At 62.8% G+C, this 14,227-nt stretch carries 14 protein-coding genes; 8 read left to right on the forward strand and 6 right to left on the reverse strand.

The genetic code is table 11. The features are described 5' to 3' along the window. Positions 1-71 precede the first annotated feature (71 nt). The 4 genes from C4J89_RS26445 to C4J89_RS26460 all read right to left on the reverse strand — a co-directional run bounded on the left by C4J89_RS26445 (position 72) and on the right by C4J89_RS26460 (position 3,252). The gene (locus tag C4J89_RS26445; RefSeq protein WP_003231726.1) at positions 72-317 is read right to left on the reverse strand and encodes a GlsB/YeaQ/YmgE family stress response membrane protein; all 246 of its coding nucleotides are present in this window, start codon (positions 315-317) and stop codon (positions 72-74) included. Positions 318-422: 105 nt separating this feature from the next. Beyond that, the gene (locus C4J89_RS26450; protein ID WP_124365023.1) at positions 423-1,508 is read right to left on the reverse strand and encodes a 5-(carboxyamino)imidazole ribonucleotide synthase; all 1,086 of its coding nucleotides are present in this window, start codon (positions 1,506-1,508) and stop codon (positions 423-425) included. 11 nt (positions 1,509-1,519) lie between these two features. Beyond that, positions 1,520-2,011: a 5-(carboxyamino)imidazole ribonucleotide mutase gene (gene purE / locus C4J89_RS26455; RefSeq protein ID WP_003195648.1), complete on the reverse strand. Its 492-nt coding sequence runs from the start codon at positions 2,009-2,011 to the stop codon at positions 1,520-1,522. 332 nt (positions 2,012-2,343) lie between these two features. After that, the gene (locus C4J89_RS26460) at positions 2,344-3,252 is read right to left on the reverse strand and encodes a LysR substrate-binding domain-containing protein (protein ID WP_057726084.1); all 909 of its coding nucleotides are present in this window, start codon (positions 3,250-3,252) and stop codon (positions 2,344-2,346) included. 181 nt (positions 3,253-3,433) lie between these two features. Between C4J89_RS26460 and aspA the strand changes: the two genes are divergently transcribed. The 3 genes from aspA (at position 3,434) to C4J89_RS26475 (ending at position 7,760) form a co-directional block, all read left to right on the forward strand. Continuing rightward, a complete protein-coding gene (gene aspA / locus C4J89_RS26465) occupies positions 3,434-4,858 on the forward strand; it encodes an aspartate ammonia-lyase (protein ID WP_124368861.1) in 1,425 nt (474 codons plus the stop codon). A gap of 391 nt (positions 4,859-5,249) precedes the next feature. Next, positions 5,250-6,701 carry a sodium:alanine symporter family protein gene (locus C4J89_RS26470; RefSeq protein ID WP_124415942.1) on the forward strand — a complete coding sequence of 484 codons (1,452 nt, stop codon included), beginning with the start codon at positions 5,250-5,252 and terminating at the stop codon, positions 6,699-6,701. A gap of 69 nt (positions 6,702-6,770) precedes the next feature. After that, positions 6,771-7,760 (forward strand): asparaginase, encoded by a 990-nt coding sequence (locus C4J89_RS26475; RefSeq protein WP_256658902.1) that lies wholly within the window; start codon positions 6,771-6,773, stop codon positions 7,758-7,760. Between the two features lie 128 nt (positions 7,761-7,888). On the opposite strand, the gene C4J89_RS26480 is transcribed toward C4J89_RS26475, so the two are convergent. Then, positions 7,889-9,439, reverse strand: a complete 1,551-nt coding sequence (locus C4J89_RS26480; RefSeq protein WP_124415943.1) for a PLP-dependent aminotransferase family protein — start codon at positions 9,437-9,439, stop codon at positions 7,889-7,891. 90 nt (positions 9,440-9,529) lie between these two features. Here C4J89_RS26480 and C4J89_RS26485 point away from each other — a divergent pair, with 90 nt between their 5' ends. Genes C4J89_RS26485 through C4J89_RS26495 form a run of 3 tightly spaced genes read left to right on the forward strand, consistent with a single transcriptional unit; the run spans position 9,530 to position 11,293 of the window. Next, positions 9,530-10,168: an FMN-binding negative transcriptional regulator gene (locus C4J89_RS26485; RefSeq protein WP_124415944.1), complete on the forward strand. Its 639-nt coding sequence runs from the start codon at positions 9,530-9,532 to the stop codon at positions 10,166-10,168. Continuing rightward, positions 10,165-10,611 (forward strand): GNAT family N-acetyltransferase, encoded by a 447-nt coding sequence (locus tag C4J89_RS26490; protein WP_124365028.1) that lies wholly within the window; start codon positions 10,165-10,167, stop codon positions 10,609-10,611. The genes C4J89_RS26485 and C4J89_RS26490 overlap by 4 nt, the downstream gene beginning before the upstream one ends. 10 nt (positions 10,612-10,621) lie before the next feature. After that, a complete protein-coding gene (locus tag C4J89_RS26495) occupies positions 10,622-11,293 on the forward strand; it encodes a GNAT family N-acetyltransferase (protein WP_124415945.1) in 672 nt (223 codons plus the stop codon). 155 nt (positions 11,294-11,448) lie between these two features. Here C4J89_RS26495 and C4J89_RS26500 read toward each other — a convergent pair whose 3' ends face one another. Then, positions 11,449-12,357 carry a homocysteine S-methyltransferase family protein gene (locus C4J89_RS26500; RefSeq protein ID WP_124415946.1) on the reverse strand — a complete coding sequence of 303 codons (909 nt, stop codon included), beginning with the start codon at positions 12,355-12,357 and terminating at the stop codon, positions 11,449-11,451. Between the two features lie 112 nt (positions 12,358-12,469). On the opposite strand from C4J89_RS26500, the gene C4J89_RS26505 reads away from it, so the two are divergent. Both C4J89_RS26505 and C4J89_RS26510 read left to right on the forward strand, forming a co-directional pair. After that, the gene (locus tag C4J89_RS26505; protein WP_124415947.1) at positions 12,470-13,291 is read left to right on the forward strand and encodes an ABC transporter substrate-binding protein; all 822 of its coding nucleotides are present in this window, start codon (positions 12,470-12,472) and stop codon (positions 13,289-13,291) included. Next, on the forward strand, positions 13,288-14,118 hold the full coding sequence (locus C4J89_RS26510; protein ID WP_124415948.1) for an amino acid ABC transporter permease: 831 nt from the start codon (positions 13,288-13,290) through the stop codon (positions 14,116-14,118). Before C4J89_RS26505 ends, C4J89_RS26510 begins: the two co-directional genes overlap by 4 nt. Positions 14,119-14,227 lie beyond the last annotated feature (109 nt).

Here is a 14,227-nt window from a genome sequence, read left to right on the forward strand (position 1 = left end):
GCTCGGCAAGTTCAGGTGGCGAGCATTCTAGCCCTCTGCGCCTGCGCAGCGCAGAGGACTTTGTCGGCTGGTTATTTCCTTTTGATCAGGCCGTAGATCACCAGCAGCACGATAGCGCCGACCAAGGCACCGAGGAAGCCTGCGCCTTGACCCGCCTGGTAGATGCCCAGTGCCTGACCACCGTAAGTCGCGGCCAGGGAGCCGGCGATACCCAGCAGGATGGTCATGATCCAGCCCATGCTGTCGTCGCCAGGCTTGAGGAAACGCGCCAGCAGGCCGACGATCAAGCCGATAAAAATGGTTCCGATAATACCCATGGCATTTCCCTCTGATTGGTATGAGACATGCCAAAGCCTAGTCAGACTTCGGCATCCTGCAATCAGAGAGACGCCGAGCCTTAATGGTTCCCGTGGCGGCGCGGCTTATTGTTCGGCGATCAAGGCTTCGACCTTGAGAATCTGCGCCTGAAGGGTCGCGCGGTCCTTGCAACGCAGGTTGGCGTGACCCACCTTGCGCCCGGCCTTGAAGGCCTTGCCGTAGTGATGCACATGGCAATCGTCGATCGCCATTACCCGCTCAACCGGCGGTACCACGCCGATGAAGTTGAGCATGGCGCTCTCGCCCACCTTGGCCGTGGAGCCCAACGGCAAGCCCGCCACCGCCCGCAAGTGGTTTTCGAACTGGCTGCACTCGGCGCCTTCGGTGGTCCAGTGCCCGGAGTTGTGCACGCGCGGGGCGATTTCGTTAGCCTTGAGGCCGCCATCGACTTCAAAGAACTCGAACGCCATCACGCCGACGTAATCCAGCTGCTTGAGCACGCGGCTGGAGTAGTCTTCGGCCAGCGCCTGCAGCGGGTGGTCAGTGCTGGCCACGGAGAGCTTGAGGATGCCGTTGACGTGGGTGTTGTGCACCAACGGGTAGAAACGGGTTTCGCCATCACGGGCGCGCACGGCGATCAACGAGACTTCGCCGGTAAACGGCACAAAGCCTTCCAGCAGGCAGGCGACGCTGCCCAGCTCGGCGAAGGTGCCAACTACATCGGCAGCGGTGCGCAGCACTTTCTGGCCCTTGCCGTCATAGCCCAGGGTGCGGGTTTTCAGCACGGCCGGCAGGCCGATACTGGCGACGGCGGCGTCCAGGTCCGCCTGGGACTGGATATCAGCGAAGGCCGGCGTCGGAATGCCCAGGTCCTTGAACATGCTCTTTTCGAACCAGCGGTCGCGCGCGATGCGCAGGGCTTCGGCGCTCGGGTACACCGGTACGAACTGCGACAGGAAGGCCACGGTTTCGGCCGGGACGCTTTCAAACTCGAAGGTCACCAGGTCGACTTCGTCGGCCAACTGGCGCAGGTGGTCCGGGTCGCTGTAGTCCGCGCGCAGGTGTTCACCCAAGGCGGCCGCGCAAGCGTCCGGCGCCGGGTCCAGGAAAGCGAAATTCATCCCCAGCGGGGTTCCCGCCAGAGCGAGCATGCGACCCAGTTGGCCGCCACCGATTACACCGATTTTCATCGTCAACAACCTCAGGCGATACGTGGGTCTGGATTGTCCAGCACGCTGTCTGTCTGCTCAGCACGGAATTTTTTCAGCACCGCATGAAACTGCGGATGCTTGGCGCCCAGGATGCTGGCGGACAGCAACGCGGCGTTGATCGCGCCGGCCTTGCCGATCGCCAGGGTCGCTACCGGGATGCCGGCGGGCATCTGCACGATGGACAACAGCGAATCCACGCCCGAGAGCATCGACGACTGCACCGGCACACCCAGCACGGGCAGGTGAGTCTTGGCTGCACACATGCCTGGCAAGTGCGCCGCACCGCCGGCACCGGCGATGATCACCTCGATGCCACGGGATTCTGCTTCATCGGCATACTGGAACAGCAGGTCCGGGGTGCGGTGGGCGGAGACCACCTTCACTTCATACGGAATGCCGAGTTTTTCCAGCATATCGGCGGTGTGGCTAAGGGTGGACCAATCGGACTTGGAGCCCATGATCACGCCAACCAATGCACTCATCGTCGTGCCTCTTCTCTCTGGGCGCCCGCAGGCGCGTCAAAAAACAACAAGCCACGCGGGAAATCCGGCGTGGCTTGGTGTACGAATTAAGGCCGGTTGGACCGGCCGAAGGCCGCGCAGTATACCGTAATAATCCAGATAAACAGCCCCTTGGACGACCATCTGCCCAGCGGTGCAAAGTGGCGGTTTTATTGACTTAAGAGTCAGCCAAATCACCACAAAACCCTGTGGGAGGGGGCTTGCTCCCGATAGCGGTGTATCAGTGACATATCCAGTGCCTGACACACCGTAATCGGGGGCAAGCCCCCTCCCACATTTGACCTGTGTTCGGCTCAGGTATTCTGTGCCGCGCCACCTTCCAGCTTGCGCCACAACAACCGCACATTCGCCTTGCGCACCAGCGCACAGCGGTACAGCCGAATCTCCAGCGGCACGTGCCACTGCGATCCGCCACACACCACCAATTCGCCCCGGGCCAGCTCCGCCCGCACGCTCAATTGCGGCACCCAGGCGATACCCAATCCTTCCAACGCCATGCTTTTGAGGCTGTCGGCCATGGCCGTCTCGTAGATCGTCGTGAAACGCAGGGCGCGCTGGCGCAGCAGTAAGTTCACCGAACGGCCCAGGAACGCGCCGGCGCTGTAGGCCAGCAAAGGCACGCTGCCCTCGCCTTCGAGGTCGAACAACGGTTTTCCGTCCGCATCGGCGGCGCACACCGGGAGCATTTCGGTATTGCCCAAGTGCAGCGAGGGAAAGATCTCCGCGTCCATCTGCATCGCCGCATCCGGGTCATAGAACGCCAGCATCAGGTCGCAACCGCCTTCGCGCAGCGCATGCACGGCATCGCCGACGTTGGTCGCCACCAGCCGCGTGGCGATGTTCAGGCCTTCATTGCGCAACTGCGCGATCCAGCGTGGGAAAAAGCCCAGCGCCAGGGAGTGCGCGGCTGCCACTTGCATGACTTCGCCCTGCCCGCCTTCCAGGTGATGTAAATGGCGCAGCACTTCACCGAGCTGCTCGACCACCGTGCGTGCGGTGACCAGGAACAACTGGCCCGCCGCCGTCAGCTCCACCGGCGTGCGCGATCGGTTGACCAGGGTCAAGCCCAACGCGGCCTCCAGGCTGCGAATGCGTCGGCTGAACGCCGGCTGGGTGACAAAGCGCCGCTCCGCCGCCTGGGAAAAACTGCGCGTCGCCGCCAAGGCGCTGAAGTCTTCCAGCCATTTGCTTTCAAGGTTCATCACTGCCTCCACGGGAATGCACCATTTTGGCACACACGCCCGTCATGGTAACCGGGTCACATCCACATTATGCCGTTTGTGCATAGGCCAGTGTTTAACAGCATTGGCCCAAAAACTTCTACAAGCCTAGCATTCGCAGCGTTCCGGCCAGTTCCGGGTCCATATCGAGATGATTTCCGTCATGTCCTCCGCTGCATCATTCCGCACAGAAAAAGACCTGCTTGGCGTACTCGAAGTACCCGCTCAAGCGTATTACGGCATCCAGACCCTGCGAGCGGTGAATAACTTCCGCCTCTCGGGCGTTCCGATTTCGCATTACCCGAAATTGGTGGTCGGCCTGGCAATGGTCAAGCAAGCAGCCGCTGACGCCAACCGCGAACTGGGCCAACTCAGCGAAGCCAAGCACGCGGCTATCAGTGAAGCCTGTGCCCGCCTGATCCGCGGCGATTTCCACGAAGAGTTCGTGGTGGACATGATTCAAGGCGGCGCCGGCACTTCAACCAACATGAATGCCAACGAAGTCATCGCCAACATCGCGCTGGAGGCCATGGGCCACCAGAAGGGCGAGTATCAATACCTGCACCCCAATAACGACGTGAACATGGCGCAGTCGACCAACGACGCCTACCCGACCGCGATCCGCCTGGGTCTGCTGCTGGGCCATGACGCGCTGCTGGCCAGCCTCGACAGCCTGATCCAGGCGTTCGCCGCCAAAGGCGTCGAGTTCGGGCATGTGTTGAAAATGGGCCGTACCCAATTGCAAGACGCCGTGCCGATGACCCTCGGCCAGGAATTCCGCGCCTTCGCCACTACCCTCGGTGAAGACCTGGCCCGCCTGAAAACCCTGGCGCCGGAGCTGTTGACCGAAGTGAACCTGGGCGGCACCGCCATCGGTACCGGCATCAATGCCGACCCGCGCTACCAGGCCCTGGCCGTGCAACGCCTGGCCCTGATCAGCGGCCAGCCGCTGGTACCGGCTGCCGACTTGATCGAAGCCACCTCCGACATGGGCGCCTTCGTGCTGTTCTCGGGCATGCTCAAGCGTACCGCCGTGAAGCTGTCGAAGATCTGCAACGACCTGCGCCTGCTGTCCAGCGGCCCACGTACCGGGATCAACGAGATCAACCTGCCGGCACGCCAGCCAGGCAGCTCGATCATGCCCGGCAAGGTCAACCCGGTGATCCCGGAAGCGGTGAACCAGGTGGCCTTCCAGGTCATCGGCAACGACCTGGCGCTGACCATGGCAGCCGAAGGCGGCCAACTGCAGTTGAACGTGATGGAGCCGCTGATCGCGTTCAAGATCTTCGACTCGATCCGCCTGCTGCAACGCGCCATGGACATGCTGCGCGAGCATTGCATCGTCGGCATCACCGCTAACGAAGCGCGCTGCCGCGAGCTGGTGGAGCACTCCATCGGCCTGGTCACCGCGCTGAACCCTTACATCGGCTATGAAAACGCCACCCGCATCGCGCGCATCGCCCTGGAAAGCGGCCGCGGCGTGCTGGAACTGGTGCGCGAAGAAGGCTTGCTCGACGACGCCATGCTCGACGACATCCTGCGCCCCGAAAACATGATCGCTCCACGCTTGGTCCCGTTGAAGGCCTAAGTGTTTGTTGCACCGCTCACCAGGTTGAGGGACTAGACACCTCTCACCTTTTGAGGGCCTGAAGGCTCGTTCTTCAGGCCCTTTTTTTTGCTCTGAGGTTGTGAAATGACGCCCATAAAAAACCAATATCGCACCGCAAACCCACCTCTTCTGTAACGGCTTGGCTGAAACCTTTAATCGGCCCAGGCAGACGGATCACATTCGCCTAGGTATAGTGCCGCCCCTCTCGCGTCTGCGGCCGTCGGTAACGAGGCCCGGGTACAACGCGAAACCGCATGAATAACAACACCCGCAAAAGGATTGGGGTCGAACTGTCGTGCACTGCCTGGTGCCATACGATGCGTCGGACCGTCCTGCGTTTGCCATTAGAAAAATCAGCGAGGAACACTCCATGCTCGAAGTCATCAACGACTTCCTCTCAGGGAAAGTACTGATCGTGCTCATTGTCGGGCTCGGCGGTTATTTCACGATTCGCTCGCGTTTCGTGCAGTTGCGTCACTTTTTCCACATGTTCTCGGTGTTTCGCGACAGCCTCAAGAGCAGCTCCGGCCAACTCAGTTCATTCCAGGCGCTGATGCTCAGCCTGGCGGGCCGCGTCGGTGCCGGTAATATCGCCGGCGTCGGCATTGCCGTGACCCTGGGCGGCCCCGGTGCCGTGTTCTGGATGTGGGTCACCGCGCTGGTGGGCATGTCTTCGAGCTTCATCGAGTGCTCCCTGGGCCAGTTGTACAAGCGCACCGACGCCGAAGGCACCTACCGTGGCGGGCCGGCTTATTACATCCAGCACGGCCTGCACAAACGCTGGCTGGGAATGGTGATGGCGTTCCTGTTGCTGGTGACCTTCGGTTTCGCCTTCAACGGCCTGCAAGCCCATGCCGTGACCCACTCGCTGAATAACGCCTTCGGCCTCGACACCACCTACACCGGCCTCGCGCTGGCGGTGTTGCTGGGCCTGGTATTCATCGGCGGGATCAAGCGTATCGCCTCGATCGCCGACCTGCTGGTACCGGTCAAGACCCTGGTCTACATCGCCGTGACCCTGTACGTGATCGTGCTGCAATTCGACCATGTGCCGGCCATGCTCGCGACGATCGTCAAGAGCGCGTTCGGCCTCGACCAGGCCTTCGGTGGCCTGGTGGGCAGCGCGATCATCATGGGCGTCAAACGCGGCGTGTTTGCCAACGAAGCCGGCCTGGGCAGCGCGCCTAACGTGGCAGCCGTAGCGTCGGTGGAACACCCGATCGCCCAGGGTGTGGTGCAAGCGTTCAGCGTGTTCCTCGACACCTTTGTGATCTGCACCTGCACCGCTTTGCTGATCCTGCTGTCCGGCTTCTACACCCCAGGCTTCGAAGGCGACGGCATTGCCCTGACCCAGAACTCCCTGGCGGCAGTGGTGGGTGACTGGGGCCGCATGTTCATCTCGGTGGCCCTGGCGTTGTTCGTGTTCACCTCGATCATGTACAACTACTACCTGGGCGAGAGCAACCTGCGCTTCCTGGTCGGCAACAACCGCAAGGTGCTGATGGGCTACCGCGCACTGGTGCTGGTGCTGATTTTCTGGGGTTCCATCGAGAACCTGGGCACCGTGTTCGCCTTCGCCGACATCACCATGACCATGCTGGCGTTCGTCAACCTGTTCGCCCTGGCGTTCCTGTTCAAGATCGCCATGCGCATCCTGAACGACTACGACAACCAGCGCGCCGCAGGCATCAAGACCCCGGTGTTCGACTCCAGCCAGTTCCCTGATCTGGACCTGGACCGCAAGGCCTGGCCGGCCAATCCGGTGAAGCCGGACCCTGCCGTGCAGGCCGCTGCTGAACTGAACGCCCAGGCACAACGCTAAGCAGATGACACGCCGCGAGGCCTTGGGCATGCTCTGGGCCTCGCGGCGTTTTTCGTTCAGGAGAATCAAATGACCCAACCCGCCCAGCACGTCATGGTGCTCTATACCGGCGGCACCATTGGCATGCAGGCCAGTGCCAACGGCCTGGCACCCGCTTCGGGGTTTGAAGCGCGGATGAGCGACTACCTCGCCAGCCAACCGCAACTCACCGTGCCTACGTGGCGCTTTCGCGAAATGGCGCCGCTGATCGACAGCGCCAACATGACCCCGGCTTACTGGCAACGCCTGCGTGTGGCGGTGGTCGAGGCGATCGACGCCGGCTGCGATGCGGTGCTGATCCTGCACGGCACTGACACCCTGGCCTACAGCGCCGCCGCGATGAGCTTCCAGCTGCTGGGTTTGCCGGCACCGGTGCTGTTTACCGGTTCGATGCTGCCGGCCGGTGTGCCGGACAGCGACGCCTGGGAAAACCTGGGCGGCGCCCTTGCAGCACTCGGTGAAGGCCTGGCGCCGGGGGTGCAGCTGTACTTCCATGGTGAGCTGCTGGCGCCGACCCGTTGCGCGAAGATCCGCAGCTTCGGCCGCAAGCCGTTCGCCACCCTGCAACGCCAGGGCGGTGTCGCCCGTGCCGAATCGGTGCCGGGCAAGCTGGATTATCGCCAGGACAAGGCGGCGGCCTGCATCGGCGTGCTGCCGTTGGTGCCGGGCATCACGCCTGCGCAGCTTGATGGTTTGCTCGGCAGTGGCATCCAGGCCCTGGTGCTCGAGTGCTTCGGCAGCGGCACCGGGCCGAGCGACAATCCCGCGTTTCTCGCCAGCCTCGAGCGGGCACGGGACGCCGGCATCGTGGTGGTGGCAATCACCCAATGCCATGAAGGCGGCGTGGAACTGGACGTGTACGAAGCGGGCAGCCGCCTGCGAAGCGCGGGCGTTGTTTCGGGCGCGGGCATGACCCGGGAAACCGCGTTGGGCAAGCTCAACGCGCTGGTCGGCGCCGGTCTGGCGGCGGATGTCATTCGCCAATTGGTGGCCGTCAACCTGTGTGGCGAACTGGACTGACGCCGACGCATAGGTAAGCACCCCTACACGCTCTGGCCGGGCGGCGCATGCACGTCTCGTCTTACGGCTTGCTCGGTTATGCGCTGCTCATCATTGCCAGATCAAATTGGGAAGGTGAGCGGCCGCGTTCAGCCAGCCCAGGCCTGGCGTAAACGCGCCAGGGCCTGGGCGATCGCGGCAGGCGGCACAGCGGCGAAGCCCAGCACCAGCCCTGCCTGCGCGTCCGTCGGGCCGGTGGAATCAGGCAACCAGTAGCGGCTCAGGGCATTGACCTCGACATCGGCCGCTTCAGCCCTGGCAACCAAGGCCTGCTCGCGCTCGATGCTGTCGACCTTGACCATGAAGTGTAGCCCCGCCGTCATCGCCGGTAAGTCGCCAAGGCCGGCCACGCTCTGGGGCCAACCGGCCAGCACCGCATCACGGCGACTCGACGCCGCGCGGCGCATGCGCCGGATATGCCGCTGGAAATGCCCGGCCGCCATGAACTCGGCCATCACCACCTGGGTGCTGATTTCCGAATGCCGCACATCCACCGCGCGGCGCTGGGCGAAGGCCTGCACCAGGCCTGCGGGCAGCACCAGGTAACCCAGGCGCAGGGCCGGAAACGCCACCTTGCCGAACGTGCCCACGTACAGCACGCGCCCGCTGCGATCCAACGCAGCCAAGGGCGCCAACGGTGCGCCGCTGTAGCGGTACTCGCCGTCGTAATCGTCCTCGACGATCCAGCCATCGCTGCGCTCGGCCCACGCCAGCAGCTCCAGGCGCCGGGCCAGGCCCATCACCACCCCGGTCGGGTACTGGTGGGACGGCGTGACATACGCCAGGCGGCAACCTTCCAGCCTCGACAGCGCCGCACAATCGATGCCCTCGGCATTCACCGCCACGCCATGCAAGTGTGCCCCCGCAATCGCGAAGGCATGCCCGGCGGCGCGATAGCCTGGATTTTCAACAGCGACGCCATCGCCCGGCTCCACCAGCAGCTGTGCACAAAGGCTGATGGCCTGCTGCGCGCCACTGGTGATCACAATTTGCTCAGCGCCACACTGCAAACCCCGCGAGCTGCGCAGGTAGGCGGCGATCAACCCGCGCAGGCGCCAGTCGCCGGCCGGGTCGCCGTAACAGAGGTGTTGCAGGTCGGGTCGGCGCCAGAATGCCGCGTTCAGCTTGGCCCACACTTCAAACGGGAACAGATCGAACGCCGGCACGCCCACCCGAAACGCGCGTGGCGGGCCGCTGGGGGGACGGGGCAAATGGTGCCGGTCGAGGCGTTCCAGCGCCGAACTGTGGATAACTTTTTGGCTGGAAATGTCGGCTGAACGGCGAGAATTTGTGGATAACGCTGGGGATAAGCCTGTTGATAAGCCTGTGGATGGTTTTGTGGATAATTTTGCGACGCGGGCCGGGGTGTGCGGCAACTGCGCAACGTAAGTGCCATCACCTACCCGAGCCTCGATAAACCCCTCGGCATACAGCTGGTCATAGGCGCGCACTACGCTGTTGCGGGATATCGCCAGGGCAGCAGCCAAATCGCGGCTGGCGGGCAGCCGTGTGCCGCTGACCAGGCGCCCGTCCAGTACACGCTGACGCAACGCCTGGTACAACTGACGTGTCAGCCCCTGGCGCCGATCCAGCTCAATGCCGGCGGGGTTGAAAGACAGCGGCGGCTCTATCGGCAACATGGCAATTGGACCTATGAAATTTACCCGAGATGGCTCTTACATCGAACCATTAGCCTGCCTAGGATGAACGCATTCGCCAAGGAAAAAATCATGTATACACCCAACGCCTTCGCCCTTGATGACTTGCCCGAACTGCACCAACTGATCCAGCACACTCGCCTGGCGCAGGTGGTGACCTTTGGGGAGCATGGCTTGCAAGCCAGCCACCTGCCGCTGCTGCTCAACCCCGACGAAGGCCCCAGCGGCACGCTCTACGGGCACCTGGCCAAGGCCAATCGGCAATGGCAGGACTTGCAGAACGGCAGCGACGCCCTGGTGATCTTCGCCGGCGCCGAGGCCTATATCAGCCCGGCGTTCTACCCGGCCAAGGCCGAGCACGGCAAAGTGGTACCGACCTGGAATTACCTGGCGGTGCACGCCTACGGCAAGGCCGATGTGTTCACCGACGCCGAGCGCCTGCTGGGCCTGGTCAGCGCGCTCACCGATCGCCATGAAAGCGCTCGCGACCAGCCCTGGAAAGTCAGCGACGCGCCGGCCGGCTACATTGACAGCATGCTCAAGGCCATCGTCGGCTTCGCGCTGCCCATCGATCGCCTGATCGGCAAACGCAAACTCAGCCAAAACCGCAGCGCGGCTGACATCGCCGGCGTACGCGATGGCCTGGCCACAAGTGTCGATGTACGCGACCAGACCCTCGCCCGCTTTATGCCCCAAGGAGTTCCAGAATGAGCCCGCTCGAGATTCGCCAGGTCAGCGCCGCCGACCACACCGCCTGGTTGCCGCTGTGGCAGGCGTATTTGACGTTCTACAACACGCAATTGCCGGACGCAGTCAGCCAAAGTACCTGGCAACGCCTGGTCGACGCCGACGAGCCGACCCATTCGGCGCTGGCCTGGCAGGACGGCAAGGCGGTGGGCATGGTCAACTTCATCTACCATCGCTCCAACTGGAGCATCGAGAACTCCTGCTACCTGCAGGACCTGCTCGTGGACTCGGCCCAACGCGGCACCGGCGTCGGTCGCAAACTGATCGAGTTCGTCTATGCCACGGCCAAGGCAGATGGCTGCGGCAAAGTGCATTGGCTGACCCACGAGACCAACGCCACGGCGATCCAGCTCTATGAGCGCATCGCTGAACGCCCAGGTTTAATTCAATTTCGCAAAGCCCTTTAAGGAGCGCAGCATGCCCACCTCCCTCGCTGACTGGAAAGGCGTTCCGGCGCCCACGGCTCAACTGCTCGAAGGACGTTTTGTCCGCCTGGTCAAACTCGACCCCGCGCGCCACGCCGATCAACTGTGGCAAGCCCTCGAAGGCCCCGGCGCCGACCCCAAGTTGTGGGACTATCTGCCTTACGGCCCGTTTGCCGAGCGCGCCGCGTTCGATGTGTGGTTGAACAACCACGCGGCCAGCACCGACCCGTATTTCTTCAGTGTGGTCGACCGCGCCAACGATGAGGTGCAGGGCATCCTGAGTTTGATGTCTATCGTCCCGGCCCAGGGCCGTATCGAAATCGGCCATGTCACCTTCGGCGCCCCGATGCAGCGCTCGCCGAAAAGCACCGAGGCGGTGTATCTGCTGGCCAAGTATGCGTTCGAGCAGGGCTACCGTCGCCTGGAATGGAAATGCAACAACGGCAACGCCCGCTCCCGATACGCAGCCGAGCGCCTGGGTTTCAGTTTCGAAGGGGTATTCCGCCAGCACATGGTGGTCAAGGGCCAGAACCGCGATACGGCATGGTTTTCTATACTGGATTCGGAATGGCCGGCGATTGACGCGGGGTTCGAACAGTGGCTGTCGGAGGCTAACCAGTCCAGCGCCGGGCAACTGAAAACACTGGCCGAGTGCAGAAATTGAAACGCTGATAGGGTGAGACTTGCGCAACGCCACTGTAGAAGCGAGCTTGCTCGCGAAAAACGCCCAGGCAACACGTTCATCCTGGATAAACGTGAAGGCCCCCGAGTTCTTCGCGAGCAAGGGCTAGCCGCCCGCCTCGCTCCTACAAAAAAGCCTTAACTGTTGGGGGTAAAGTGCTTGGCCAGCACCGCAATATGCTCCGGCCCGATCCCACAGCAACCGCCAAGATGGCTGGCCCCGCGCGCCTGCCAATCGGCCGCCCAGTGCAGATAGCCGGGTGGGTCGAGGTCATCGCGCAGCGGGTCGAGGCCATCGTTGGCCGTGGCCTCCTTGGGTTGCGGCGGGAACGCGTTGGCATAGGCGCCAAGCTGGATCGCCACGCCAAGGCGCTCGAAGCTCTGGCGGGCAGCGTCAATCGCCGCGCCGATCACTTCCGGCTGGCTGCAGTTGAACAGCAGCACCTCCACGCCCAACTGCGCTGCCGCTTCGGCGGCGTCCGCCACCGGTTCGCCTGAGCGCAGGCGTGGCACGTCGTCCGTGTCTTCGTCCTTCAAGGTAAATGACAGCCAGAGCGGTTTACCGTCTTTCGGCAGCCCGGCCTGGATCGCCCGCGCCTCGACGATGGAACTCTGGGTTTCCGCCAGCCACAGGTCGACATGGGGCGCCAGGCCGTTGACCAGAGGCGTCAGCAGCTCGTTCACCCGCCCAGGCTCGAACAAATCCGGCCGATAAGAACCGAACAGCGGCGGCAATGAACCCGCCACCCGCACCGCCTGGCCTGAAGCCTGCACCGCACGGCGGGCCAGTTCACCAGCGAGGGCCGCCAGCGCCTGACCTTCGGCGGCGAACCGCGCCTCACCAATATGAAAGGGCACAACGGCGTAGCTGTTGCTGGTGATCACGTTGGCGCCGCTCTGGATATACGCCGCGTGCACCGCCTCAACCGCCTGAGGCGCTTCGCTCAACGCCAGCGCCGACCACTCCGGCTGCCTGAACGGCGCGCCACGGCGCTGCAGCTCACGGCCCATACCGCCATCGAGAATTACTGTAGGTTGTGCGCCCATATAGCTTTTACTCATATGCTTATGAAAATAACTCACTATGAGAGTCGTTCTTATAACTATTTAATACGCACCAACCGGTTCATAACAACTCTTTTTTCTTCAGGTGTCCGCTTTGAAACTTAAACCGCTATTGGCCCTGGGCCTGACAATGCTCGCTGCCGCCACTCAGGCCTTCGGCGGTACGACCCTGGATCGGATTGAGCAAAAGAAAGAACTGGTCGGCCTGCTGATGGAAAGCTACCCGCCGTTTTCGTTTCTCAACGAGCAGAACCAGCTCGACGGCTTTGACGTCGACGTGGCCAAAGCCGTGGCGCAGAAGCTGGGCGTGAAGCTTCGCCTGGAAACCCCGTCCTGGGACGTGATCGCCGCTGGCCGCTGGAGCGGGCGCTACGACATCTGCATCTGCTCCATGACCCCGAGCAAGGCGCGCGCCGAAGTGTTCGATTTCCCGGTGGAGTACTACGCCTCGCCTGCGGTGATCGTGGTCAATGCCAAAGATGACCGCATCCACGGCGCCAAGGACCTGAGCGGCAAGAAAGTCGGCCTGACCAGCGCATCGAGCTACGAGAGCTATCTGAACAAGAACCTGGTGATCGAAGGCGCCGAAGACACGCAACTGCAGTATCCGTTCGAGGACGTGCAGATCGCGCCGTACGACACCGATAACGTGGCCTTCCAAGACCTCGGCTTGGGCGCTGGCGTGCGCCTGGACGCGATCCTCACCAACCTGGTGACCGCCCAACCACGCTTGACCGCCGACAAGCGCTTCAAGCTGGCCGGCGAGCCGCTCTACTCGGAGCCCAACTCGGTCGCCATCGAAAAAGGCGACCCGCAGTGGGACAGCAAAGTGCGTGAGGTCTTCGCCCAGCTCAAGCAGGACGGCACCTTGAGCAAGCTGTCGCAAAAATGGATCGGCGCCGACATCAGCCAATGACCGCATTCCCGACCCCGCCCCAACCCCCGGTAACCACGTCGCGGCTGCGGCGGCTGTTCGGCTTTCGCACGCGGCTGTACCTGACCTGGGCCGCGCTGTTTTGCCTGTTTGCCAGTTTCTTCCTGAGCTTTGACCTGAAGTTCTCGATCATCCTCGACAAGCTGCCCAACCTGGTTGGCGTGCACTTGGCGCCCAACGGCTTCCTGCAAGGCGCGGCGCTGACGCTGTTTCTGTGCCTGTGTTCGATCGTGGCGTCGTCGGTGCTGGGTTTCGTCACTGCGCTGGGACGCGTGTCGAAAAGCGCCCTGGCCTTCGGCATTGCCACGTTCTATGCCTCGTTTTTTCGCGGTACGCCGCTGCTGATCCAGATCCTGCTGATCTACCTCGGCCTGCCGCAACTGGGCCTGGTTCCGGGCGCGATCGTCGCCGGGATCATCGCGCTGTCGCTGAACTACGGCGCCTACCTGAGCGAAATCTTCCGCGCCGGCATCCTCGGCGTGCCCCACGGCCAACGGGAAGCGGCACTGGCCCTGGGCATGCGCGACAGCGCGATCTTCTGGCACGTTACGCTGCCCCAGGCCATGCGCACCATCGTCCCGCCGGCCACCAACCAGTTCATCTCGATGCTCAAGGATTCGTCGCTGATCTCAGTGATGGGCGTGTGGGAAGTGATGTTCCTCGCACAATCCTATGGGCGCTCAAGCTATCGCTATATCGAGATGCTCACCACGGCGGCGATCATCTACTGGGTGATGTCCCTGGGGCTGGAGCTGATCCAGGCGCGCATGGAGCGGCACTATGGCAAAGGGTACGTAAGGCGAGGATGACGGGCAGCAAGGCAACTACCGTGATCCGCCCTATCGCTCATTGTTTTTAATCGCACCAGACGAGAGACATCTCCCGCAAACGATCGGCTCACAGGCCGACATTTATCCC

The organism is Pseudomonas sp. R4-35-07 (assembly GCF_003852235.1).
Classification (GTDB): domain Bacteria; phylum Pseudomonadota; class Gammaproteobacteria; order Pseudomonadales; family Pseudomonadaceae; genus Aquipseudomonas.